Raw genomic sequence first — 24,306 nt, forward strand, 5'->3', positions numbered from 1 at the left:
GCTCAGCCGTCCGCCGCGGCCGTACGTGCCGCCCGCAGCGCGCGCCGCGCCTCGGGGTCCGCCCGCCGGAAGCCGTGGAAGTGGCCCGGGTGGTACAGGTGTGAGCGCGTGCCGGCCGCGGAGAGCGCCGGGCCCACCAGGAAGAGCGTGTGCTTCCAGAGCTTGTGCTCCTTGACGGTCTGCTCCAGCGTGCCGACGGTGCAGCGCAGCACCAGCTCGTCGGGCCACGTGGCCTGATAGGCGACGACGACGGGAGTGTCCGCCGGATAGCCGCCCTCCAGCAGCTCCGCGCACAGCTGCCCCGAACGCGCCGCGGAGAGGAAGAGCGCCATCGTCGTGCCGTGCCGGGCGAACTCCCGCACCTCCTCGCCCGGCGGCATCGGGGTCTTGCCGCCGCCCAGCCGCGTGAGGATCACCGACTGCGCCACCTCGGGAACCGTCAGCTCCCTCCCGGCCAGCGCGGCCACCGCGGAGAACGACGCGACGCCCGGCACGATCTCCACCGGGATGCCCAACTCGGCGCACCGGTCGGCCTGTTCCTGGGTGCCGCCCCACAGCGCCGGGTCGCCGGAGTGGATACGGGCCACGCGCAGCCCCTCGCGGCGCGCACGCTCGTAGACGGCCACCACGTCCTCCAGCGCCATCGACGCCGAGTCGAGGATCTCCGCGCCGGGGCGTGCGTGCTCCAGCACCTCCTCCTGTACGAGGCTCGCCGCCCAGATGACGATGTCCGCCTCGGCGATGGCGCGTGCCGCGCGGAACGTGAGCAGGTCGGCGGCTCCGGGGCCGGCGCCGACGATCGTCACCTTGGCCCGGTCCGCGGGGGCGCCGCCCTTGCCCGTCGCGGCGTCCGTCCCCGTCGTACGTGCCGAACCGCCCGCCGTACCGTCCGCGCGCGCCGAACCGCCCGCCGTACCAGCGCTGTTCACACTCACAGCTTTCCTCCTCGTCCGTCCCGCCGGGCGGGCGCGATCAGCGTCGACAGATACGGCAGCCGCTCGCCCTCCCCCGACTCGCCGCCGGACGGTGCCACGCCCGCGGCGGTACGAATCGATTCGCCGGGCAGGCCGAGCGAGGAGCCCCATACGGCGCCCTCCGTGCGTCCCGTCTCGCGCAGCACGGCCGCGACCTCGGCCGCCTGCCGCCCGAACTTGTACGCCACGACGGTTCCCGGGCCCTCAAGTGCCCGCCGCAGCACGGCGATTCCGGCCGTCACCGGCACCAGCGTCAGCGGCTCCGTCCCCTCCGTGAGCACGGCGCCGCTGCGCGCGGCCAGATCCTGCATCGCGGTGACGCCCGGGACCGTCTCCACCACGACCCCCGGCACGGACTCGGACACGGTCTGCGCGAGATAGCCGAACGTCGAGTAGACGTTGGGGTCGCCGATGGTCGCGAAGGCCACCGAGCCGTGCGTGCCCAGCAGTTCGGCGACGCGCGCGCCCGCCGCGTCCCACGCGGCCTCCCGGCGGGCGCGGTCGCTGCGCTCGTTGAGCGCGAAGACGACGCGGACGACCTTCCCGGCGTCGACGTAGTGCAGCACCGTCGCCTCGGCGCGGCCCGTGCCGCCGTCCTCCATCACCGGCACCACCACGACCCCGGCGTCGCGCAGCGCGCCGACTCCCTTGACGGTGACGAGTTCCGGATCGCCGGGGCCGACGCCCACTCCGGTCAGTCTGGGCCCGGTCAGTCTGGGCACGGCACGCACCTCTCCACGAAACGGCGGGCCATCACCGGCGCGGCGGCCCAGTGCACATGCAGATACGAGGCGTGGACGTTGCCGGACGGACCCGCCACGAAGCCCTCCCTGCGCCGCTCGGGGCGCACCACGCCCCAGGCGGGTTCGCCGCCCGCTCCCGGCGTGAGCGCGGTGCGGTGGAACTCGTGCCCCCGCACGCGCAGTCCGGCCGGTGCGAGGACGCTGTCGGCTACCGCGACGGCCTCGCGGTAGCCGAGCGTGAGCCGCTCCGTCATGTGGGCGCTGCCCTCCAGCACGCCGCACATCTCCTCGCCGTCCAGCTCACGGGCGAGATACAGCAGACCCGCGCACTCGGCCGCCACCGGGCCGCCGCCGGCGACGAGTTCGCGCACGGCGGCGCGCAGCGGTTCGTTCGCCGACAGCTGCGGCCCGTACACCTCGGGGAAGCCGCCGCCGATGACGAGTCCGCGCGTCCGCTCGGGCAGGCTCTCGTCGCGCAGCGGATCGAAGGCGACGGTCTCCGCGCCCGCGGCGTGCAGCAGTTCGGCGTGCTCGGCGTAGGAGAAGGTGAAGGCGGCGCCGCCCGCGACCGCTATCCGGGGCCGCTCGCCGCGAGCCCGTACGGGATCGCTCTGCCCGCCTACCTCGGCGGCCGCCTCCCAGGGTGTGACGGGCAGCGGGGGAGCGCTGCGCGCCAGCGCGAGCAGCGCGGCCATGTCGCAGCCGGCACGCACCCTGGCGGCGAGCGCGGCCACCGACTCCTCGGCCTCCGCGCGCCGTTCGGCGACCGGCACCAGACCGAGATGCCGCGAGGGCGTGTCCGCCCCGGCCTCGCGCCGCAGCGCGCCCAGCACGGGCACGCCGGAGCCGTCCAGCGCCTCCCGGAGCAGCGCCTCGTGGCGGTCGGAGGCGACCTTGTTGAGCACGACGCCGCCGATCCGCACCTCCGGGTCCCACGAGGCGAAGCCGTGCACCAGCGCCGCGACGGAGCGCGACTGCGACGAGGCGTCCACCACCAGCACGACCGGCGCCTTCAGCAGCTTCGCCACCTGCGCGGTCGAGGCCGTCTCGCCGCCGCCCGCGCCGTCGTACAGGCCCATCACACCCTCGACGACGGCCAGTTGGGTCCCCGCGGCGGCGTGCGCGAAGAGCGGTGCGATCCGCTCGGTTCCGCACAGATACGCGTCGAGGTTCCGCCCGTGCCGGCCCGTGGCCAGCGAGTGGTAGCCGGGATCGATGTAGTCGGGCCCGGTCTTGTGCGGTGAGACGGTCAGACCGGCCTCGGTGAAGGCGGCCATCAGCCCGGTCGCGACCGTCGTCTTGCCGCTGCCGGAGGCGGGGGCGGCGACGACGAGGCGCGGAGGGTTCACGCAGCGCTCGTTGGGTTGCTCGCTCATGTACTCACCACTCGATGCCCCGCTGGCCCTTCTGGCCCGTGTCCATGGGGTGCTTCACCTTGGACATCTCGGTGACCAGATCGGCGGCGTCGATCAGCTTCCCCGGCGCGTTGCGGCCGGTGACGACGACGTGCTGGACGCCGGGCCGCTCCCGCAGCACCTCCACCACCTCGTCCACGTCGACCCAGCCCCAGTGCATCGGATACGCGAACTCGTCGAGCACGTACAGCCGGTAGGTCTGGGCGGCCAGGTCCCGCTTGACCTGCGCCCAGCCCTCGCGGGCCGCCTCCTCGCTGCTCATCTCGCCGTCCCGCTGGATCCAGGACCAGCCCTCGCCCATCTTGTGCCAGTCGACGGTGCCGCCCTGGCCGCTCGCCCCCAGCACCCGCAGCGCGCGCTCCTCGCCGACCTTCCACTTGGCCGACTTCACGAACTGGAACACCCCGATCGGCCACCCCTGATTCCAGGCGCGCAGCGCGAGCCCGAACGCCGCCGTCGACTTGCCCTTGCCGACGCCGGTGTGGACGGCGAGCAGGGGACGGTTGCGGCGCTGGCGCGTGGTGAGTCCGTCGTCGGGTACGGAGCTGGGCTGTCCCTTCGGCACTACGCGGCCCTCCGAGTCTGCGGCTGGGTGTGCTGGGTGTCCTGGGCGTGAGAGGAACGCGTGGAGCCCGGCGACGGCGCGGGTGCCGCCGCCCCCGCCGCTCGGGTGCCGGTGGCGCCGGTGCCGGTGGTGGCGGTGGCGTGGCGTACGAGATCCGTGACCGCCTCGGCGCGCAGATCCTCCAACGTCACCGCGCTGCCGCCCAGATCGGCCGCGAGCGCGCCCGCGAGCCCGAGCCGCACCGGCCCGGCTTCGCAGTCGAGCACTACCGACGCCGTGCCGTCGGCTGCCAGCAGGCGCGCCGCACGCTGCGCCCGCGCCACCGGCTCGGCGCCGCCGGTGGCCCGGCCGTCGGTGACGGTGACCACGAGCGGACGCCGGGACGGGTCGCGCATCCGCTCCACGCGCAGCACCTCGCGCGCCTTGAGCAGCCCGGCCGCCAGCGGCGTACGCCCTCCGGTGGGCAGCGACTCCAGCCGCGCCGCGGCCGCTTCGACGGACGAGGTGGGCGGCAGCGCCACCTCCGCCTCCGAGCGGCGGAAGGTGACCATGCCGACCTTGTCGCGCCGCTGGTACGCGTCGAGCAGCAGCGACAGCACGGCGCCCTTGACGGCGCTCATCCGCTGCCGTGCGGCCATCGACCCCGAGGCGTCCACGACGAACAGGACGAGGTTGCCCTCGCGTCCCTCGCGTACGACCTCGCGCAGATCGTCCCGGCGCAGCAGCAGCCCACGGCCGTCGCGGCCGCGGGCCCGCTGGTGCGGCGCCGCCGCCTGCACGGTCGCCGCGAGATGCAGACGGCCCAGCGTGCCGCGCGGCTTGCGGGCACCAGTGGTGCGGCCGTACGCGGTACGGGCGCGGGAGCGGTTGCCGGCCGCGCCCTCGCCGAGGCCGGGCACGGAGAGGGTGCGGGTGCGGAACGGCTCGGCGGCGGACGCGGGGGCCTTCTCGGGCGCCCGCCCCGAAGGGGAGTCTCCCTCCGTGCCGTTCGCGTCCTCGCCCCTGTCCTCGGCTCTGTTCTCGCCCTCGCTCCTGCCCCCGCCGTCGGTCGCGGGCGTGTGCTCCTCCTGCGCGCGGTCCTCCGCACGCTGCTCGGGCAGGGACGTCTGCCCGGGCGGGCTCTCCTCGGGCGGGTCGCTCTGCGGGGGCTGTCCGCCGCCGGGGCCGTCCGGGTCGGGGTCCTCGTCGTCCGGGCCGCCGTCCGGGCCGTCGCTCCCGGCACCGTCGTCCGGGCCCGCGTTCTGCTGAAGCGTCTCGTCGAGCTTGTCCTCGTCCAGGCCCGGAGCGTCGAACGGGTTCCGCCTGCGCCGGTGCGGGAGCGCCAGCAGGGCCGCCTGCCGCACGTCCTCCGCGGCCACATCCGTGCGGCCCGCCCACGCGGCCAGTGCCGTGGCGGTGCGCGCCATCACCAGGTCCGCGCGCATCCCGTCGACCTCGAACGCCGCGCAGGTCGCCGCGATCTGCCGCAGCGCCGCGTCGCCGAGCCGCACGTGAGGCAGCAACTCCCGTGCCGCGGCGATCCGTTCACGCAGGGCGTCCTCGTCGGCGGCCCAACGGGCGGCGAACGCCGCCGGGTCGGCGTCGTAGGCGAGGCGGCGGCGCACCACGTCCACGCGCTCGTCGGTCTCCCGTGAGGCCGTCACCTCCACCGTCAGACCGAACCGGTCCAGCAACTGCGGCCGCAGCTCGCCCTCTTCGGGGTTCATCGTGCCGACGAGCAGGAACCGCGCCGCGTGGCGCACCGACACGCCCTCGCGTTCCACGTACGAGGAGCCCATGGCTGCCGCGTCCAGCAGCAGATCGACGAGGTGATCGTGGAGCAGGTTGACCTCGTCGACGTAGAGCACGCCCCGGTGCGCGTCCGCGAGCAGACCGGGCTCGAACGCCTTCACGCCCTCCGAGAGGGCCCGTTCGATGTCGAGCGCGCCCACGAGACGGTCCTCGGAGGCGCCGACCGGCAGCTCGACCATGCGTGCCGCACGGCTCTCTCCGCCTGCTCCTCCTGCTCCCGCGGGAAGCGCCCCCACCTCGGCTCCGCTCTCGTGCGGCCCGTCCGGGCAATCCGGGTCCGGTGCCGCCGGATCGCAGGAGAAGCGGCACCCCGGCACGACGTCCACCCGCGGCAGCAGCGCCGCGAGCGCCCGTACGGCGGTGCTCTTCGCGGTGCCCTTCTCCCCGCGGATGAGGACGCCGCCGATGGCGGGGTTCACCGAGTTCAGCAGCAGCCCGAGCTGCATGTCCCGCATTCCGACGAGTGCGGTGAACGGGTACGGGGTGCTCATGCCCTCTTCCTTCCCCGGGGCGAAGCCCGGTGCGAACGGTCGGCGGCGGAACGGGAGTCGGGGACAGCAGAGTCGGGGACAGCGGAGTCGGGGACGGGGCCGCTCATCTGTCGTCCTCCAGGTCGCCCTCCAGCTCCAGATACGCGGCCCGCAGCTGCTCCAGCGTCCCCGGGTCCGGCTCCTCCCACAGCCCGCGCTCGGCGGCCTCCAGCATCCGCTCGGCGATGCCGCGCAGCGCCCACGGGTTGGAGCGCTCCATGAACTCCCGGTTCTCCGGGTCGAAGACGTACTCGGCGGCGAGCTTCTCGTACATCCAGTCGTCGACGACGCCGGCCGTCGCGTCGTAGCCGAAGAGGTAGTCCACCGTCGCCGCCATCTCGAACGCGCCCTTGTAGCCGTGCCGTCGCATGGCCGCCATCCAGCGCGGGTTGACCACCCGGGCGCGGAAGACGCGGTGCGTCTCCTCGCCGAGCGTGCGGGTCTTGACGCGGTCCGGGACGGCGGAGTCGCCGACGTACGCCTCGGGCGACTCGCCCGTCAGATGGCGCACCGTGGCGACCATGCCGCCGTGGTACTGGAAGTAGTCGTCGGCGTCGGCGATGTCGTGTTCGCGGGTGTCGACGTTTTTCGCGGCCACCTGGATGCGCCGGAACGCCGCCTCCATGTCACCGCGCGCGGGACGCCCGTCCAGGCCCCGCCCGTACGCGTAGCCGCCCCACACCGCGTAGACCTCGGCGAGGTCGGCGTCGGAGCGCCAGTTGCGGGCGTCGATCAGCGGCAGCAGCCCGGCGCCGTACGCGCCGGGCTTGGAGCCGAAGATGCGGGAGGTGGCGCGGCGCCGGTCGCCGTGCGCCTCGGTGTCCTCGTCCGCGTGCGCCCGTACGAAGTTGACGTCGGCGGGCTCGTCCAGCTCCGCGACCGCCCGCACGGCGTCGTCGACCATCCCCACCACATGCGGGAACGCGTCGCGGAAGAAGCCGGAGATGCGCACCGTCACATCGATGCGCGGCCTCCCCAGCTCCTCCGGGGGCACCACCTCGAAGCCCGTGACGCGGCGTGAGGCGTCGTCCCACACCGGGCGGCAGCCCAGCAGCGCCAGGATCTCCGCGATGTCGTCGCCCTGGGTGCGCATGCAGGACGTGCCCCACACGGTGAGCCCGACCGACCGCGGATACTCGCCCGTGTCGTCGAGGTGGCGCTGGACCAGCGAGTCGGCGAGGGCGCTTCCCACGTCCCAACTGAGCCTGGACGGAATGGCCTTGGGGTCCACGGAGTAGAAGTTCCGCCCCGTCGGCAGCACGTTGACCAGGCCGCGCGTCGGTGAGCCGGAGGGACCCGCCGGGATGTAGCCGCCGTCGAGCGCGTGGAGGACGTTGCCGATCTCGTCCGTCGTCCGCGCGAGCCGCGGCACGACCTCCTCCGCGGCGAACTCCAGCACAGCTGCGGCATCGTCCAGTCCGGTCCCGAGCACGCCCGCGACGACGGCTCCGGCCTGCCCGGCGGCCCACTCGCGTGCCTCCATCTCCTCCACGAGCGTGCGCGCCAGCCGCTCCAGCAGGTCCACGGCGTCGGAGGCGGTACGGGCCGGGCCCTCCACGAGCTTCGTCAGCGCCTCCGGGACGTCGGCCCGCGTGCCCGGCTCCGCGAGCAACTCCCCTTCCGACAGGCCGAAATGGCTCGCGAGGGCAGCCCGCAGCCCCGGCAGGGCACCCGAGACACCGCCCCACACCTGGGCCGAACGCAGCACCGCCAGCGCGAGGTTGACGCGCGCCTCGCCGACGGGCCCGCCGCCGAGGACGTGCAGGCCGTCGCGGATCTGGACGTCCTTGATCTCGCAGAGCCAGCCGTCGACGTGCAGGACGAAGTCGTCGAACTCGTCCTCGCCGGGCTGCTCTTCGACGTGCAGGTCGTGATGGAGCTCGGCGGCCCGTACGAGCGTCCAGATCTGGCTGCGCACGGCGGGGGCCTTGGCCGGGTCCAGGTCGTTCACCAGGGCGTACTCGTCGAGGAGTTGCTCCAGCTTCGCCAGGTCGCCGTAGGAGTCGGCGCGCGCCATGGGAGGCACCAGATGGTCCACGACGGTGGCGTGTCCGCGGCGCTTGGCCTGCGTGCCCTCGCCGGGGTCGTTGACGATGAACGGGTAGACCAGCGGCAGTTCGCCGAGGACCGGGTCCGGCGCGCACGCCGCGGACAGGCCGAGGCCCTTGCCCGGAAGCCACTCCATCGTTCCGTGCTTGCCCATGTGCACGACGGCGTCGGCTCCGAAGGTGTGCTCGATCCACCGGTAGGCCGCCAGGTAGTGGTGCGAGGGCGGCATGTCGGGGTCGTGGTAGATGGCGATCGGGTTCTCGCCGAATCCGCGGGGCGGCTGGATGAGCACGACGACGTTGCCGAACTGGAGGGACGCCAGGACGATTTCGTCCCCGTCGACGTAGAGCCCGCCGGGCGGCTCGCCCCAGGTCCCTGTCATCTCCTCGCGCAGCGCCGGGTCCAGGCGCGAGAACCACTCCTGGTAGTCCTTCAGAGGTACGCGCGCGGGCGCGGCGGCCAGCTGCTCCTCCGTCAGCCACTCCACGTCGTGGCCGCCCGCGGCGATCAGCCGGTGGATCAACTCGTCGCCGTCGTCGGGGTGTCCGTGGACGTCGTACCCGGCGTCGCGCAGCGCGTTCAGCAACTCCACCGCCGAGGCGGGGGTGTCGAGCCCGACGGCGTTGCCGACCCGCGAGTGCTTGGTGGGGTATGCCGTGAAGACCAGCGCGAGCCGCTTCTCCGCGTTCGGCTTGTGCCGAAGTACGGCGTGGCGCACGGCGATTCCGGCGACGCGCCGGGCACGCTCCGGATCGGCAGCGTACACGGGCACGCCGTCCGGGCCCTCCTCCTTGAAGGAGAACGGCACGGTGATCAGCCGTCCGTCGAACTCCGGGATCGCCACCTGCATCGCCGCGTCCATCGGCGAGAGCGCGGCGTCCGAGGCCAGCCACGCCTCGCGCGTGCTCGTCAGGCACATGCCCTGGAGCAGCGGTACGTCGAGCTCCGCGAGCGCCCCGATGTCCCACGTCTCGTCGTCGCCGCCGGCCGAGGCGTCGCCGGCGCGTGTGCCTCCCGCCGCCAGCACCGTGGTCACCAGCGCGTCGGCCCGAGAGAGCAGTTCGTAGAGTGCGGAGTCGGGGTCTCTGAGCGAACCGCAGTACACCGGCAGCGCGTTGGCGCCCGCCTCCTCGATCGCCTCGCACAGCACGTCCACGAAGGCCGTGTTGCCCGCGAGTTCGTGCGCGCGGTAGAAGAGCACGCCCACCGTCGGCGCGTCCGGCCGCCGCGGCCGCCCTTCGTATGCGCCGTGCACCCCGAACTCCGGCATGGCGGCGGGCGGTTCGAAGCCCTCGCCGCTCATCAGCACCGTGTCGGAGAGGAAGCGCGCGAGCTGCGTCAGGTTCTCCGGGCCGCCCTCCACGAGGTACCTCAGCGCCTCGGAGACCAGCCCCGACGGCACGCTCGACTCCGCCATCAGCTCCGCGTCGGGCACCGCCTCCCCGCCCAGCAGCACGGTCGGCACCCCGGACGCCCTCAGCGCGGCCAGCCCGTCCTCCCAGGCCCGCTTGCCGCCGAGCAGCCGTACGACCGCGACGTCCGCGCCGTCCAGCAGAGCCGGCAGGTCCTCCGCCGCGTCGACGCGCGTGGGGTTGGCGATCCGGTACGGGGCACCGGACGCGCGCGCCGCGAGCAGATCCGTGTCGGAGGTGGACAGCAGCAGAACAGTGCTCATCAGGACGCTCCCGCGTGTTGTGCCTCCGGCGCGCCCGGGGCGATGAAGGGCAGCCCGGCGGGCGGGCCCGACTCGATCAGCCGCAACAGGGCGTCCGTATCGGCGTGTTCTTCGATGAGATCGCCCAGGCGATCCAGTTGCTCCTCGCGCAGCGCCGCGAAGTCCGTGTCCGGCGCCGGTACGAAACCGCCGCGGCCCGCGTCCGCGGCGATCCGGCGCAGAAAGGCCCGCCGGAAGCCGTCGCTCTCCAGCGACCCGTGCCAGTGCGTGCCCCACACGGCGCCGGACCGGCAGCCGTCCAGCGGCTTGCCGTCCGCGTCGCCGAACACGGCCTCGCCGCCCAGCACTTCGGCGACGCCGTGGTGGATCTCGTAGCCCTCGGCGCGCTCGCCCAGGGCGTGCCCGGAAGGACGTGCGAGGGTCTTGCCCTGTGCGAAGACCACCCGCACCGGCAGCAGGCCCAGCCCCTCGACGGAGCCCGCCCGCGACTCGACCTCGTCCTCGATGCGCTCGCCCAGCATCTGGAAGCCGCCGCAGACGCCCAGCACGGGGCGGCCCTCGGCCGCGCGGCGGCGCACCGCGTTTGCGAGTCCGCGCTCGCGCAGCCATGCCAGCGCCCGCACCGTGCCGCGGGTGCCGGGCAGCACCACGAGATCGGCGTCGGCGAGCTCCTCGGGACGGTCGGTGAAGCGGACGGCGACGCCGGGCTCGGCGGCGAGGGCGTCGACGTCGGTGAAGTTCGACATCAGCGGCAGCGGCACAACCGCTATGCGCAGCACGTCCGTTCCGTACGGGGACGCCGTCGCCTGCTCCCGTACGGTGTCGCGCAGGGACAGGCGGAGCCCGTCCTCCTCGTCGATGCCCAGGCCGTGCCGGAAGGGCAGAACGCCCAGCACGGGCCGCCCCGTCAGGCCGTGGAGCATCTCCAGACCCGGCTCCAGCAGCGTCACGTCCCCGCGGAACTTGTTGACGACGTAGCCCGCGAGCAGGGCCTGGTCGCGCTCCGCGAGCAGCGCCGTCGTACCGAAGAACGAGGCGAAGACGCCGCCGCGGTCGATGTCGCCGACGACGATCACGGGCAGCCGGGCGGCCCTGGCCAGCCCCATGTTGACGATGTCGGTGCGCCGCAGATTGATCTCGGCGGGGCTGCCCGCGCCCTCGCAGATCACCGCGTCGTGCGTGCGCCGCAGCTCCGCGAGGCAGTCGGCGACCGTGCCCAGCAGCCGCTCCTGCCGCTCCGAGTGGTATCCATCGGCGCTCATCTCGCCGACCGGCCTGCCCAGCAGCACCACTTGGCTGGTGCTGTCGCCGCCCGGCTTGAGCAGCACAGGGTTCATCAGCGCGGACGGCTCGGTGCGCGCGGCGGCGGCCTGCATGGCCTGCGCCCGGCCGATCTCGGCGCCGTCCCGCGTGACGTACGAATTCAGCGACATGTTCTGCGCCTTGAACGGCGCGACCCGGACGCCCTTGCGTGCCAGCCAGCGGCAGATCCCGGCGGTCACCACGCTCTTGCCCGCGTCGGAGGTCGTGCCGGCCACGAGCAGCCCGCCGCCGGTGCCCGACGGGGCCGGGCCACCAGGCTCGGCGTGGTGGCCGCGGCGCGTTCCGTCCGGACTCATGTGCTCCCCCTTCCGGCACGGTGCCTCGCACGGAGTGCGCCCGCGGCCGAGGTCGCCAGCAGCGCCAGCGCGCCCACCCGCCGCGAGAGCCGCACCGCTTCGGCGATGTCGCCCGTACGCACGGCGCGGCCACGGGAGTTGAGCACCGGCCGGTGCTCGGTCCGTCCGCCGTAGCTGAGGGTGCCGCCCAGCCGCACGCCCAGCGCGCCCGCGAACGCGGCTTCCACGGGGCCCGCGTTGGGGCTCGGATGGCGCGCGGAGTCGGCGCGCCAGGCACGCAGCGCACCGCGCGGCGACGGGCCGGCGAGCGCGGCGAGCACCGCCGTCAGGCGCGCGCCCGGCCAGCCCGCGGCGTCGTCCAGCCGGGCGGCGGCCCAGCCGAAGCGCAGATGGCGGGGGGAGCGGTGACCGACCATCGCGTCGAGGGTGTTGACGGCGCGGAACGCGGCCATGCCCTGCGCACCGGCGACCGCGCCCCACACCAGTGCCCCGACGACCGCGTCCGAGGTGTTCTCCGCCACCGACTCCACGACGGCCCGGGCGATCGCGTCCGCGTCCAGCGCCTGCGGGTCGCGGCCGCACAGATGCGGCAACAGCCGCCGCGCGCCCTCGACATCGTCCGACTCCAGGGCCGCGGCGACGGCCAGCGCCTCCTGCCGCAGCCCCGTGCCGCCCAGCACCGTCCAGGTCACCGCGGCGTCGAAGAGTGTGGCGCCGGCGGCGCCGCCGAGGGCGCGTGCCGCGCGCGAGAGCGCCGTGACGAGCGTGACGGACCCCGCGACGCACAGCGCGGTGTGCAGCGCGCCCGCACCGCGGTCGTCCCGCCATAGGGCGCGCTCGGCCGCGGCGGCGGCCCGGCCGAAGGCGGCCACCGGATGCCCGCGACGCGGGTCGCCCAGCAGCAGATCGCCCAGGTGACCGAGGACCGCGCCGGATACGTAGGCGCGTTGGGCCCGCATCGGTCAGCGAGCCGTCGTGGTGCCTCGGGAGGGCGATGCGCCGGGCCGTGGCCGCCGGCCGCGGGAGTACGGGAGGCGACGGTCGCCCGGGACGTGAGCGGTCGCGAGGGCGGAAGCGGACACAGCTGTGGGAGAGGCGGGCAAGCCACGCATGACGGAGTCCTCACTCAGGGTCCTCGCCCTGGTTCGACGTACCGGCGGCGAGAGTCTCCTGGCTCCCGGATCGCCGCGCCCCCCGGCCTTCCAGCCCTCGAACGCATGGGCCGTGACCTTCGGTTGGGGGTGCGCTCCCCGGTGACAGTGGCGGGACCGCGCCGGATTCGCACCGGCTTCCTCTCCTGCCGCCGTTGGGCAACTCCGGCAGTCCACCACGTACCAGGAGGGGCGTCAACTCGCCGCTGACCTGCGACGGGAGAGTGTGAGCAGACACACGGGGAGGGGCGCAGGCACAGGGAAAAGGGGTACGGAGCGCCGCTCCGTACCCCTTCCGCTCTCCGGCGCGACCGTCAACAGGCCGCCGGCGCCGCGTCGTTCAGGGTGCCGTGATGATGTAGATGCCGTACGCGACGGCCGCCGCGCACAGCGCGAAGCACGTGTACGCGCCGGTGCGCGCGAGCACCGTCGCGCCGCCGCCCCGCGGCGAACCCGGCGCCGAACCCTGCGCCTTGCCGGCTGACGAGCCGACGATGCCGAGCGTGAACACGCCCACCAGGGCGACCGTGGCCACGAGGCTGACGCCGAATACCTCGCCGAGCGCTGCCCAGTCGATGTCCATAGCGTTCGCTTCCTGTCTGCTCAGTAGTTGGGGAGGTCTTGGGTTGCTGAGGCCTTGGACCCCGTGAACCGGCCTAGCCGAGGGGAGAGGCCGCCTGCCGGCGCCGTCGCTCGGACGCCGGCTCCGATGCCGTCTCCGGCGTGGTCTCGGACACCGTCTCGGACGCCGCCTCCGGCACCGGTCCGCCGTTGCCGGCGGCCGTGGTGCGCGCCGCTGCCGCCGCGGGCGGCGGCGCGACGGAACGCAGCGCCGCGGTGACGACACCGGCGGGCTCGGAGCCCGAAGTGCCGGGCAGCGTCACGTCGTTGACGTTGGTGTGGTCGACGGGCTGGCGGCGCGAGAGCAGCCAGATGCCGCCGCCCACGGCCAGCGCGAGCGCCGCGACGGTGCTGACGCCCCAGTCGCCCTGCTGCGCGAGCAGCGCCGCGCCCGCGGAGACGAGGGCCGCCGCCGGGAGCGTCAGCCCCCAACCCGCCACCATGCGGCCCGCCGTCGACCAGCGCACGATGCCGCCCTTGCGGCCGACACCGGAGCCCATGACGGCCCCGGAGCACACGTGCGTGGTGGAGAGGGAGAACCCGATGTGGGACGAGGCGAGGATCGTGACCGCGGCGGACGTCTGCGCGGCGAACCCCTGCGGGGGCTTGATGTCGGTGATGCCGTTGCCCATGGTGCGGATGATCCGCCAGCCGCCCAGATACGTACCCAGGGCGATGGCCAGACCGGCCGAGACGATGACCCACGTCGGCGGGTCCGCCTGCGGCGCGATCACGCCGCCGGTGATCAGGGCGAGAGTGATGACGCCCATGGTCTTCTGCGCGTCGTTCGTGCCGTGCGCGAGGGAGACCAGAGCGGCGGAGGTGATCTGCCCCGCGCGGTAACCCTTCGCGGTCTGCTGCTCGTCGGCCTTGCGCGCGGCCCGGTAGGTCAGCCGCGTGGCGACCAGCGCCGCGACGCCCGCGACGAGCGGCGCCGCGAGAGCGGGGATGAGCACCTTCATCACGACGGTGCCGCCGTTGACGGCACCGATGCCCGCCGAGGCGACGGTTGCGCCGAGCAGACCGCCCATCAGCGCGTGCGAGGAGCTGGAGGGAAGCCCTGCGAGCCAGGTCAGCAGATTCCAGATGATCGCTCCGACCAGTCCGGCGAAGATGACTTCAGGCCGGATACCGGAGCCTTCGTCGATGATTCCCGAAGAGATGGTCTTGGCGACCTCGATCGAGAGGAAAGCCCCGACGAGGTTGAGGACCGCCGACATCGCCACCGCTGTCTTGGGCTTGAGTGCCCCGGTGGAGATGGTTGTGGCCATGGCGTTGGCCGTGTCGTGGAAGCCGTTCGTAAAGTCGAACACCAAGGCCGTGACGATCACGATCCCGATGAGAAGCGTGATGTGTTCCATTCACCCAGGCACAATCAGCTCGAAGGTTGATGTCCCGTTGAACGTAGGGACGGTGGGTGAACGGAAGATGAACTGCGGCGGGCTTGCGAGTGTCACTACCCGGCGTCTGTTGTGAGCGGGGTCACACTCCCGCACCACCGTTCTCTCCGCCCTCTTCCGCCGCCTTCATCCAGCTCGGAGGGGGGTGCGCACACCCCGACGACGAAGGTGGAGGTAAACGTGGAGGAAACTGCGGCCGGGGACCCGGAATCCGCGGAATGGCTGGTCGCCTGGCGTGAGTTGGTGCACACCGCCCGCCGCAGCACCGCCGACGGGCTCGTCGTCGGCACCTCGGGCAACGTCTCGGTACGGGTGGGGGACGCGGTGCTGGTGACCCCCAGCGGCGTCCCGTACGACCGCCTTTGCGACGGCGATCTGTGCGCGGTGGACCTCGACGGCCGGCGCATCGCGGGAAGCCTCTCCCCGACCAGCGAACTCCCCATGCATCTGGCGGTCTACCGGAACACCGGAGCCCGTGCGGTCGTGCACACGCACGCGGTCCACGCCACCGCCGTCTCCACCCTCGTGCCCGAACTCCCCGCCGTGCACTACATGTCGGCGGAGCTCGGCGGCCCGGTGCGCGTCGCGCCCTACGCCACATACGGCAGCGACGAACTCGCCGCGCACATGCTCGCCGCCCTCGACGGGCGCAGCGCCTGTCTGTTGCAGAACCACGGCACGGTCGCGTACGGCGACGCCCTCGGCCAGGCGTATGACCGCACGGCACAGCTGGAGTGGATGTGCCACGTCTGGCTGGCGGCCTCCTCGCTGCCCGGCCGTACGCCCTCGCTCATCCCCGACGACGAACTCGCCCGCGTGGGGGAGAAGTTGAAGGGATACGGGCAGCGGCCCGCGCCGGAGTGAGCCCCCGGCGCGCGGATCGCCGCCCGCGATGCGGTTCACCCGGGCGGCACCGGCCACTGGCCCGGCGCTCGAGGCGTCACGGACACTGACGGGATGCGTCTGCGCACCGCGGCCCTGGCCGCCTCCTCAGTGACGGTCGCCGGTGCCGCGGCGGTGGCCGCCGGACGGTACGCCGTCGACGCGGCACTGCGGCCCGCACGCCCCGGATCACCTGCGGGGCGGGGGCGGCTGCCGGCGGGGTTCGGCGGGCCTCCGCTCACCGTGCACGCCGTCGGCGACGGATATGTCTCCCTCACCCGCTCCCTCACGGCGCAGCTTCCGGGCGTGTACGGACTCGTGGGGCGCGACTGCCATGCCGTCGTCGGCCCGGTGCTGGACGGCGAGCCCGCGAAGGCGCCCGCCGACACCGTCGTACGGCGGCTGGAGCGGACCGTCCGGGGCGGGCTGCGGCCCGGCACCAGGGTGTGGTTCACCCCGCAGGTGTGCGCGGACGAGCGGGACGACGCGACCGAGCCGGTGGAGGGGCCGGAGGACGGGGCCGAGGGCGGGGGCGAGGGCGCGCGTGGACCTCACGGCACCCGCGCCACCGCCCGTACCGCCGTCGAGGTCCCGGGCGAACTCGGGGCGCTGCCCGCGTGGTTCATGCCAGGGGAGCGGGACACCTGGGTCGTCACCCTGCACGGCCTGGGCGCCACGCCCGCCCAGGCCCTCCCGCTGCTGCCCTTCTACGCCGGGCTCTCGCTCCCGGTGCTCGGCCTCGCCTACCGCGGCGACGCGGGGGCGCCGCCCCCGCCGGACGGGCTGCGCCACCTCGGCGGCACCGAGTGGTGCGACGTCGAGGCGGCGATCGGCTACGCGGTGCGCAACGGCGCGGCGCAGGTCGTCCTGCACGGCTGGTCGGCCGGCGCCTCCATGGCGCTCCGCGCGGCGGAGGAGCTCCGCGGCGGCCGCACCGGCACCGCCGGCGACGTCGCCGGAAGGATCGCGGGCGTGGTGGCCGATTCGCCCGTACTGGACTGGTGGGCCACCGTGCGTGCGCTGGCGGCCTCCAGGAACGCCCCGCGTGCGCTGCTGCCCCTGGCCGTGCGGGCGGCGCAGGGGCGCGCACACGTACAGCCGGAGAAGCTGCGGCACGTCGTGGACCCGGCGGCGCTGGAGGTGCCGACGCTGCTGCTGCACGGGCCGGACGACACCGTCGCCTCGTGGCAGCGGTCGAGGGAACTGGCCGCCGCCTGCGGCGAGTTCGTCCGGCTGCACACGATTCCCAGCGCCCCGCACGCGGCGATGTGGAACGCCGACCCCGAGGCATACGAGGAGCGGCTGCGCCACTTCCTGACGCCGCTGATCTGACGCCGTGCCGGGAGCGCTGATCCGATGCCGGGGCGGGGAGCGGACGGAGACCGTTGAAAGCGCAGACATCGGCCCCGTGAAAGCGCTGCCATCGCGCGATCCGGGCCGCCCGGTTTCGCCCTACAAATGCACATCGCTGCGTGGAAATCAGCCCGGCTCCGGGAAGCGGATTCCGCAATTCCGGGCCCCCGTTTGGGGTTTGCCCGGGGGACCGTGAAGACTGCTCCTGTGACGCCGTCCCGTACCCCGCGAGACAACCCGCTCCGCCTCGTCCCCACGCGGCCGATCGCCGCGGCCCGGCGCACCGTGACCGCCCGTCGCGCGCGCCCGTCGCCGCCCCCGCCCGAGGGGCTGCCGCCGCGCGAACAGCTCGCCCGCCAGGCCAGGGCCGCGCTCGCGGACGCCGTGCTGCTCGCGCGCTGGGCCGAGCGGAACGAGGCGCTCCCCGGCAGCGGCCCGGAGCGCGAACGGGCCGCGGCAGCCTTGCGGATGCCCGTCGAGCAGGTGCGCACCCAATGGGACCGCGCACGCCTCGCCGGCCTCATCGAGCTGCACGGCGAGACGGCACGGCCCGGGTGGCGCCTGCGCGCCTGGGAGCGGGACGACAGCGCGGTGCTGCGTGGCTGGATGGCGCTCTTCGACGCCTGGTCCCTGGCCTATCCGGGTCCGACCCCCGCCGACCCCGCCCTCGTGGCCGAAGTGGTCGAGGCCGCGCCGCAGTTGCTGTCCGTGATGCATCTGACCGCCGGGCCCGTCACCTTCTCCGCGCTGCACGATCTGCTCGCCCAGCGCGTCGCCGAGCTGCGCGCCGAGCGGGACGGCGCCGACGAGGCCGCCTCGCACACGGGCGGCGGCACCGCCGCGGACCACTCCGAGGAAGTGCTGCTGCCGGGTCTGCTCGACTGGGCGCTCGACGGCTTCGCCGCCGTGGGAGCCCTGACCCGCTGCGCGGACGCGGGGGTGCCCCCGGCGCCGTCGGACTCCTGGGGAGCCGCACCGCGGGAGGGCTCGGCGGTCCTCACCCCGCTGGGCAACTGGGCGGTGTGGACGAAACTGGAGCAGATCTGCGTCGCGGCGCAGAGCCCCGCCGGGAACATCGAGCAGTCCGCCCAGGACATGCTGCGCGGCTGCGCCCGCCTCACGCCCGGCCCCGCCCGGGACGAGTACCGCGCCTGGCTCGCCGCCCGCTCCAACGGCTCCGCCATCACCGAGCTCCTCGCGGCGGCCCGCGGCGAGGACGCCCTCATCCGCGGCCTCGCCTTCGAAGCCCTGCGCGTCGTCGGCGCACCGGCCGAGCCCGCCGTACGGGAGGCGGCGGCGGAGCCGACCCTGCGCCCGTACGCACTGCTCTGGCTCGCCGAACTCGACGGAGCGGACCCTGAGGACCTCGCGGGCGGCGCACCCGGCGTGCTCAGCCGCCAGGAGGCGACGTGGCTGTGGATCGACACCGCGGCCGCCGTCACCGACCACGGTGAACAGCGGCTGCTCGTCGACCACTTGGAGACGGCCGTGCAGGGCACCGTCCCCAAGCTGCTGGAGGAGGTCAGGGCCGTCGGCCATCCCCGTACCGTGCAGGTGCTGGTGGCCCTCGCGGCGGCGCACCCCGATCCCGCGCTCGCCAAGGCGGTGCGCCGGGCGGCGTTCCAGGTGCACACGGGCGGCGTCTGAGACGCCCGGTCGCCGCGCGGGTCCCGGCCGCCGCCTGAGCCTTGGCCGTCAGCTCCGCGATGCGGCGCCGCTCGTCCTCGCCGCCCCGGCGGTGCCCGGCGCCTCGCGGCTCCTGACGGGCCTGGTCACCTGCTTCGCCACGCAGGACGGGATCCCCGCCGTCGCGCCCGCCTCCTGGCGCCGGTACGTGCTGGGCGGCACGCCTACCAGCTCCGTGAAGCGCGTGCTGAAGGTGCCCAGTGACGAGCAGCCGACCTCGAAGCAGACCTCCGTGACGCTGAGGTCGCCGCGGCGCAGCAGCGCCATCGCGCGCTCGATGCGCCGCGTCATCAGGTAGCTGTACGGGGACTCGCCATAGGCGAGCCGGAACTCGCGGCTGAGGTGCCCGGCCGACATGTGCACTCCGCGGGCGAGCGCCTCGACGTCCAGCGGCTGCGCGTACTCCCGGTCGATCCGGTCGCGGACGCGCCGCAGCAGCGCGAGGCGGTTCAGGCGCTGCGGGGGCACGCTCTCCCCGGGCGGCGCCGGGCTGTGGGGTCGCACGCGTGCATCTTCCCGGGACGGCTCCAGGCTCGTCCACTCCCGAGCCCGCCGGCCGGACGGGACGGGCCGGCACGATCGCGTGCCCGTCCCGGGATCGCCCGTGAGAGCGTCCGCCGGCGGATCCGTCAGAGCCTCGGTCATGTGCCGACGTAGGAGGCGAGGTGCTCGCCGGTGAGGGTGGAGCGGGCTGCGACGAGATCGGCGGGCGTGCCCTCGAAGACCACCCGGCCGCCGTCGTGACCGGCGCCGGGGCCGAGGTCGACGATCCAGTCGGCGTGCGCCATGACCGCCTGGTGGTGCTCGATGACGACGACGGACTTGCCGGAGTCGACGAGCCGGTCGAGCAGACCGAGCAGTTGCTCGACGTCGGCGAGGTGGAGGCCGGTGGTCGGCTCGTCGAGGATGTAGACGCCGCCCTTCTCGCCCATGTGCGTGGCCAGCTTGAGCCGCTGCCGCTCGCCGCCCGACAGCGTGGTGAGCGGCTGGCCGAGGCGGAGGTAGCCGAGCCCGACGTCGGCGAGGCGGCGGAGGACCCGGTGCGCGGCCGGAGTCCGCGCCTCGCCGTCGCCGAAGAACTCCTCGGCCTCGCTCACCGACATCGCGAGCACCTCGCTGATGTCGCGTCCGCCGAGGTGGTGGTCGAGCACCGACGCCTCGAAGCGCTTCCCCTCGCACTCCTCGCACGTGGTGGCGACGCCGGCCATCATCGCCAGGTCGGTGTAGACGACGCCGGCGCCCTTGCAACCGGGGCAGGCGCCCTCGGAGTTGGCGCTGAACAGGGCCGGCTTCACGCCGTTGGCCTTCGCGAACGCCTTGCGGATCGGGTCGAGCAGCCCGGTGTACGTCGCGGGGTTGCTCCGCCGCGAGCCGCGGATCGCGCTCTGGTCGATCGACACCACGCCCTCCCCGGCGGCGTCCGGCGCGCGGCCCAGCGACCCGTGCACGAGCGAGCTCTTGCCGGAGCCCGCGACACCGGTGACGACGGTGAGCACCCCGAGCGGGATGTCCACGTCGACGTTGCGCAGGTTGTGCGCCGTCGCTCCGCGGATCTCCAGCGCGCCGGCCGGCTTGCGCACCGTCTCCTTGAGCCCGGCCCGGTCGTCGAAGTGCCGCCCGGTGACGGTGCCGCTGCCGCGCAGCCCCTCGACGGTGCCCTCGAAGCAGACGGTGCCGCCCGCCGTACCGGCGCCGGGTCCGAGGTCGACGACGTGGTCGGCGATCGCGATCGTCTCCGGCTCGTGCTCCACGACGAGCACCGTGTTGCCCTTGTCGCGCAGCCGCAGCAGCAGGTCGTTCATGCGCTGGATGTCATGGGGGTGCAGGCCCGTGGTGGGCTCGTCGAAGACGTACGTGACGTCGGTGAGCGAGGAGCCGAGGTGGCCGATCATCTTCGTGCGCTGAGCCTCGCCGCCCGACAGCGTGCCCGACGGCCGGTCGAGCGAGAGGTAGCCGAGCCCGATCTCGACGAACGAGTCGAGCGTGTGCCGCAGCTTCGCGAGAAGCGGCGCCACCATGGCGTATCCGCTGCTCGGAGAGCCCGGGGAATCGTCGAGGCCGCGGACCCAGCCGGCCAGGTCGCTGATCTGCATCGCGCAGGCGTCGGCGATGCTGATGCCCTCGATCTTGGAGGACCGGGCGGCCTCGCTGAGCCGCGTGCCGCCGCACTCGGGGCAGTCGGTGAAGGTGACCGCGCGCTCCACGAACGCCCGGATGTGCGGCTGCATCGCCTCCTTGTCCTTGGACAGGAACGACTTCTGGATCTTCGGGATCAGCCCCTCGTACGTGAGGTTGACGCCCTCGACCTTCACCTTGGTCGGCTCCCGGTAGAGGAAGTCCCGCATCTCCTGCTCGGTGAACTCGCGGATCGGCTTGTCCGGGTCGAGGAGGCCCGACTCGGCGTAGACCCGCACCGTCCAGAAGCTGTCCGACTTCCAGCCGGGGATGGTGAACGCGCCCTCGGCGAGCGACTTGGAGTCGTCGTAGAGCTGGGCGAGGTCGATGTCGGAGACAGTGCCCCGGCCCTCGCACCGCGTGCACATGCCGCCGGTGCGGGTGAAGGTCACCCTCTCCGTCTTGGCGGTGCCGCGCTCGACCGTGATCGCACCGCTCGCCCGGACCGACGCGACGTTGAACGAGAACGCCTGGGGCGAGCCGATGTGCGGCTGCCCGAGCCGGCTGAAGAGGATGCGCAGCATCGCGTTGGCGTCGGTGGCGGTGCCGACCGTCGAGCGGGGGTCGGCGCCCATGCGCTGCTGGTCGACGATGATCGCCGTCGTCAGCCCTTCGAGCACGTCGACCTCGGGACGCGCCAGCGTCGGCATGAAGCCCTGCACGAAGGCGCTGTAGGTCTCGTTGATCATCCGCTGCGACTCGGCGGCGATGGTGCTGAACACCAGCGAGCTCTTGCCCGAGCCGGAGACGCCGGTGAAGACCGTCAGCCGGCGCTTGGGTATCTCGACGCTGACGTCCTTGAGGTTGTTCTCGCGTGCGCCGTGCACGCGGATCAGCTCGTGGCTGTCGGCGACGTGCGGCGTGGACGGTCGCGTGTCCGTCCTCGTGGCCATGTTCATCGTTCTCCATATCTCGGGCGAAGCCGCCTTCGCGGTCTCCGTCGGCCTCGCCTGGCTCAGCCGCCGTCGCTCTGTCCGTCCGGCCCGATCCGCTGGTCGCCCTGACCGGCGTCGAGCGGTGCGTCTGCTGCTGCGTCGCGCGCGGGCCCTGTCACGCAGTCTGCGCCCATGTCGCGGCAACGACCACGGGTCGGCTCAGCGCACTTCCTGGACGCGGACCATGTTGCCCGCGGGATCGCGGAAGGCGCAGTCGCGGACCCCGTACGGCTGCTCCGTCGGCTCCTGCACGACCTCGGCGTCGCGGGACTGCACCCGCTCGAAGGTGGCGTCGAGGTCGTGGGTGGCCAGGACGATCATGCCGTAGCTGCCCTTCGCCATCATCTCCGCGATGGTACGGCGCTCGTCGTCGGTGATGCCGGGGGAGGCGGACGGCGGATACAGGACGATCGACGTGCCGGGCTGCTCGGCGGGGCCGACCGTGATCCAGCGCATCCCGTCGTATCCGACGTCCATGCGGACCTCGAAGCCGAGGGTGTCGCGGTAGAAGGCCACAGACGCGTCCGGGTCGTCGTGCGGGAGGAAGCTCGCGTGAATGGTGATGTCCATGGCCGTCACGCTAGCCGCGGCTCCGTGACCCGCGCTTCTTGATTCCTGACCGGTTTTGTCCCCCGGCTCGGACGGGGGACGGACGCCCCGCGACTGCTCCTCCCGCTGCCCGGCACCGGGGCACCGATGCCCCGACAACGGCTCCGGAGAAAGCAGTTGCGGTGCGCCGCTAGACTGGCCGCATGGCTACTCACCTCATGCACTAGCGCCGTACGTACGCGCCAGTCCCCATCCGTACGTACGACCTCACCCTGCCTGGAGTAGTCCGTGATCACCGCCACCGGCCTCGAGCTGCGCGCCGGCGCCCGCATCCTGATCGAGTCCGCCACGTTCCGCATCGCCAAGGGCGACCGCATCGGCCTGGTCGGCCGCAACGGCGCCGGCAAGACGACGCTCACCAAGTGCCTCGCCGGCGAGGCCGTCCCGGCGGCGGGCACCGTCAGCCGCGGCGGCGAGGTCGGCTACCTCCCGCAGGACCCGCGCACGGGCGACCTCGACGTCGTCGCCCGCGACCGCATCCTCTCCGCCCGCGGCCTCGATGTCGTGATGCGCCGGATGCGCGAGAACGAGGAACGCATCTCACACGGCCAAGGGGCCACCCGCGAGCGTGCGTTGAAGAAGTACGAGCGCCTGGAGACCGAGTTCCTCACCAAGGGCGGTTACGCCGCGGAGGCGGAGGCCGCCACCATCGCCGCGAGCCTCGGCCTGCCCGACCGTGTGATGGGCCAGCCCCTGCACACCCTCTCCGGCGGTCAGCGCCGTCGCGTGGAGCTCGCGCGCATCCTCTTCTCGGACGCCGACACCCTTCTGCTGGACGAGCCCACCAACCACCTCGACGCCGACTCCGTCGTCTGGCTGCGGGACTTCCTCAAGACCTACCGCGGCGGGCTCGTCGTGATCTCCCACGACCTCGCGCTGATCGAGACCGTCGTCAACAAGGTCTTCTGCCTCGACGCCAACCGCGCGGCGATCGACATCTACAACATGAGCTGGAAGCAGTACGTGATCCAGCGCGAGGACGACGAGAAGCGCCGCAAGCGCGAGCGCGCCAACGCCGAGAAGAAGGCGGCCGCGCTCAACTCGCAGGCGGACAAGATGCGCGCCAAGGCCACGAAGGCCGTCGCCGCGAAGAACATGGCCCGCCGCGCGGAGAAGCTGCTGTCGGGGCTGGAGGAGGAGCGCCGGTCCGACAAGGTCGCCAAGCTGCGCTTCCCCGACCCGGCGCCCTGCGGCAGGACGCCCCTGATGGCCGAGGACCTCTCCAAGTCCTACGGCTCCCTGGAGATCTTCACCGGCGTCGACCTCGCGATCGACAAGGGCTCGCGCGTCGTCATCCTGGGTCTGAACGGCGCGGGGAAGACCACGCTGCTGCGGCTGCTCGCCCGCGTCGAGGACCCCGACACCGGAAAGGTCGTGCCGGGGCACGGTCTCAAGCTGGGCTACTACGCCCAGGAGCACGAGACCCTCGACCCGGCCCGCACGGTGCTGGAGAACATGCGCTCGGCCGCACCCGACATGGACCTCGTCGACATCCGCAAGACGCTGGGCTCGTTCCTCTTCTCCGGGGACGACGTCGACAAGCCCGCCGCCGTCCTCTCCGGCGGCGAGAAGACGCGTCTCGCGCTGGCGACGCTCGTCGTCTCGTCGGCCAACGTGCTGCTCCTGGACGAGCCGACCAACAACCTCGACCCGGCCAGCCGCGAGGAGATCCTCGGCGCCCTGCACACCTTCACGGGCGCTGTCGTCCTGGTCACCCACGACGAGGGCGCGGTCGAGGCGCTGGAGCCCGAGCGCATCATCATGCTCCCGGACGGCGTCGAGGACCTGTGGAACGACGAGTACGCGGACCTCGTGGCGCTGGCCTGACCGGGCCTGTCCTTCTCCTTGATCAATCTCCGCTGGATCATTCGGCCGACGCTTGATCCTTCATATGAGTGAGTGCGGCTCGTATCCCGGCGTGGCCGTCCGCCGGGCTCACGCCGCCTGTGGCAGTCCTCCCGGATCGGTCGCGTGACGAAGATCTCCCGCGCTGACCAGGCGGTTCACGGGAGGCCGCTCGCGGACCGGACAGATCCAGCCACCGGAATGTGTCGCTCCGCTGGAAACGGGCCGTAGTCCGCCGGTCACGGCACTTCCACGGACCTTGCCGAATGGGTGGCCAGAAGCAGGGGG

At 73.4% G+C, this 24,306-nt stretch carries 17 protein-coding genes and 1 riboswitch; of the genes, 4 read left to right on the forward strand and 13 right to left on the reverse strand.

Annotation, left to right across the window (positions count from 1 at the left end; genetic code table 11):
• Nucleotides 1-2: 2 nt before the first annotated feature.
• The 10 genes from cobM to QQM67_RS08190 all read right to left on the reverse strand — a co-directional run bounded on the left by cobM (nt 3) and on the right by QQM67_RS08190 (nt 14,494).
• Nucleotides 3-806 carry a precorrin-4 C(11)-methyltransferase gene (gene cobM, locus QQM67_RS08145; RefSeq protein WP_314173040.1) on the reverse strand — a complete coding sequence of 268 codons (804 nt, stop codon included), beginning with the start codon at nt 804-806 and terminating at the stop codon, nt 3-5.
• Nucleotides 807-931: 125 nt separating this feature from the next.
• Nucleotides 932-1,696, reverse strand: a complete 765-nt coding sequence (gene cobI / locus QQM67_RS08150; protein ID WP_314172918.1) for a precorrin-2 C(20)-methyltransferase — start codon at nt 1,694-1,696, stop codon at nt 932-934.
• Nucleotides 1,684-3,093, reverse strand: coding sequence for a cobyrinate a,c-diamide synthase (locus QQM67_RS08155; protein ID WP_314172919.1), 1,410 nt, complete (start codon nt 3,091-3,093; stop codon nt 1,684-1,686). Before QQM67_RS08155 ends, cobI begins: the two co-directional genes overlap by 13 nt.
• 4 nt (nt 3,094-3,097) lie before the next feature.
• Complete coding sequence (gene cobO, locus QQM67_RS08160) at nt 3,098-3,697, reverse strand: cob(I)yrinic acid a,c-diamide adenosyltransferase (protein WP_314172920.1); 600 nt, start codon at nt 3,695-3,697, stop codon at nt 3,098-3,100.
• Nucleotides 3,697-5,979 carry a putative cobaltochelatase gene (locus tag QQM67_RS08165; protein ID WP_314172921.1) on the reverse strand — a complete coding sequence of 761 codons (2,283 nt, stop codon included), beginning with the start codon at nt 5,977-5,979 and terminating at the stop codon, nt 3,697-3,699. The genes cobO and QQM67_RS08165 overlap by 1 nt, the downstream gene beginning before the upstream one ends.
• A 103-nt stretch (nt 5,980-6,082) precedes the next feature.
• The gene (cobN, locus tag QQM67_RS08170) at nt 6,083-9,742 is read right to left on the reverse strand and encodes a cobaltochelatase subunit CobN (protein ID WP_314172922.1); all 3,660 of its coding nucleotides are present in this window, start codon (nt 9,740-9,742) and stop codon (nt 6,083-6,085) included.
• Nucleotides 9,742-11,361, reverse strand: coding sequence for a cobyric acid synthase (locus QQM67_RS08175; RefSeq protein WP_314172923.1), 1,620 nt, complete (start codon nt 11,359-11,361; stop codon nt 9,742-9,744). Before QQM67_RS08175 ends, cobN begins: the two co-directional genes overlap by 1 nt.
• A complete protein-coding gene (locus QQM67_RS08180) occupies nt 11,358-12,320 on the reverse strand; it encodes a cobalamin biosynthesis protein (RefSeq protein ID WP_314172924.1) in 963 nt (320 codons plus the stop codon). The genes QQM67_RS08175 and QQM67_RS08180 overlap by 4 nt, the downstream gene beginning before the upstream one ends.
• A 184-nt stretch (nt 12,321-12,504) precedes the next feature.
• A riboswitch (cobalamin riboswitch) is annotated at nt 12,505-12,695 on the reverse strand.
• A 157-nt stretch (nt 12,696-12,852) separates the two neighbouring features.
• Nucleotides 12,853-13,095, reverse strand: coding sequence for a hypothetical protein (locus QQM67_RS08185; protein WP_314172925.1), 243 nt, complete (start codon nt 13,093-13,095; stop codon nt 12,853-12,855).
• Between the two features lie 73 nt (nt 13,096-13,168).
• Nucleotides 13,169-14,494, reverse strand: a complete 1,326-nt coding sequence (locus tag QQM67_RS08190; RefSeq protein ID WP_314172926.1) for an inorganic phosphate transporter — start codon at nt 14,492-14,494, stop codon at nt 13,169-13,171.
• A 219-nt stretch (nt 14,495-14,713) separates the two neighbouring features.
• Between QQM67_RS08190 and QQM67_RS08195 the strand changes: the two genes are divergently transcribed.
• From QQM67_RS08195 to QQM67_RS08205, 3 genes are all read left to right on the forward strand, one after another.
• Nucleotides 14,714-15,397 carry a class II aldolase/adducin family protein gene (locus QQM67_RS08195; RefSeq protein ID WP_314172927.1) on the forward strand — a complete coding sequence of 228 codons (684 nt, stop codon included), beginning with the start codon at nt 14,714-14,716 and terminating at the stop codon, nt 15,395-15,397.
• Nucleotides 15,398-15,490: 93 nt separating this feature from the next.
• The gene (locus QQM67_RS08200) at nt 15,491-16,747 is read left to right on the forward strand and encodes an alpha/beta hydrolase (RefSeq protein WP_314172928.1); all 1,257 of its coding nucleotides are present in this window, start codon (nt 15,491-15,493) and stop codon (nt 16,745-16,747) included.
• A gap of 228 nt (nt 16,748-16,975) precedes the next feature.
• A complete protein-coding gene (locus QQM67_RS08205) occupies nt 16,976-18,415 on the forward strand; it encodes a hypothetical protein (protein ID WP_314172929.1) in 1,440 nt (479 codons plus the stop codon).
• Between the two features lie 48 nt (nt 18,416-18,463).
• Here QQM67_RS08205 and QQM67_RS08210 read toward each other — a convergent pair whose 3' ends face one another.
• The 3 genes from QQM67_RS08210 to QQM67_RS08220 all read right to left on the reverse strand — a co-directional run bounded on the left by QQM67_RS08210 (nt 18,464) and on the right by QQM67_RS08220 (nt 22,134).
• The gene (locus QQM67_RS08210; RefSeq protein ID WP_399065740.1) at nt 18,464-18,958 is read right to left on the reverse strand and encodes a helix-turn-helix domain-containing protein; all 495 of its coding nucleotides are present in this window, start codon (nt 18,956-18,958) and stop codon (nt 18,464-18,466) included.
• A gap of 137 nt (nt 18,959-19,095) precedes the next feature.
• A complete protein-coding gene (locus QQM67_RS08215) occupies nt 19,096-21,528 on the reverse strand; it encodes an excinuclease ABC subunit UvrA (protein ID WP_314172930.1) in 2,433 nt (810 codons plus the stop codon).
• A gap of 195 nt (nt 21,529-21,723) precedes the next feature.
• Nucleotides 21,724-22,134 carry a VOC family protein gene (locus QQM67_RS08220; protein ID WP_314172931.1) on the reverse strand — a complete coding sequence of 137 codons (411 nt, stop codon included), beginning with the start codon at nt 22,132-22,134 and terminating at the stop codon, nt 21,724-21,726.
• 267 nt (nt 22,135-22,401) lie between these two features.
• Between QQM67_RS08220 and QQM67_RS08225 the strand changes: the two genes are divergently transcribed.
• A complete protein-coding gene (locus QQM67_RS08225; RefSeq protein WP_314172932.1) occupies nt 22,402-24,000 on the forward strand; it encodes an ABC-F family ATP-binding cassette domain-containing protein in 1,599 nt (532 codons plus the stop codon).
• Nucleotides 24,001-24,306 lie beyond the last annotated feature (306 nt).

The sequence above is a fragment of the Streptomyces winkii genome (genome assembly GCF_032248595.1).
Classification (GTDB): Bacteria; Actinomycetota; Actinomycetes; order Streptomycetales; family Streptomycetaceae; genus Streptomyces; species Streptomyces winkii.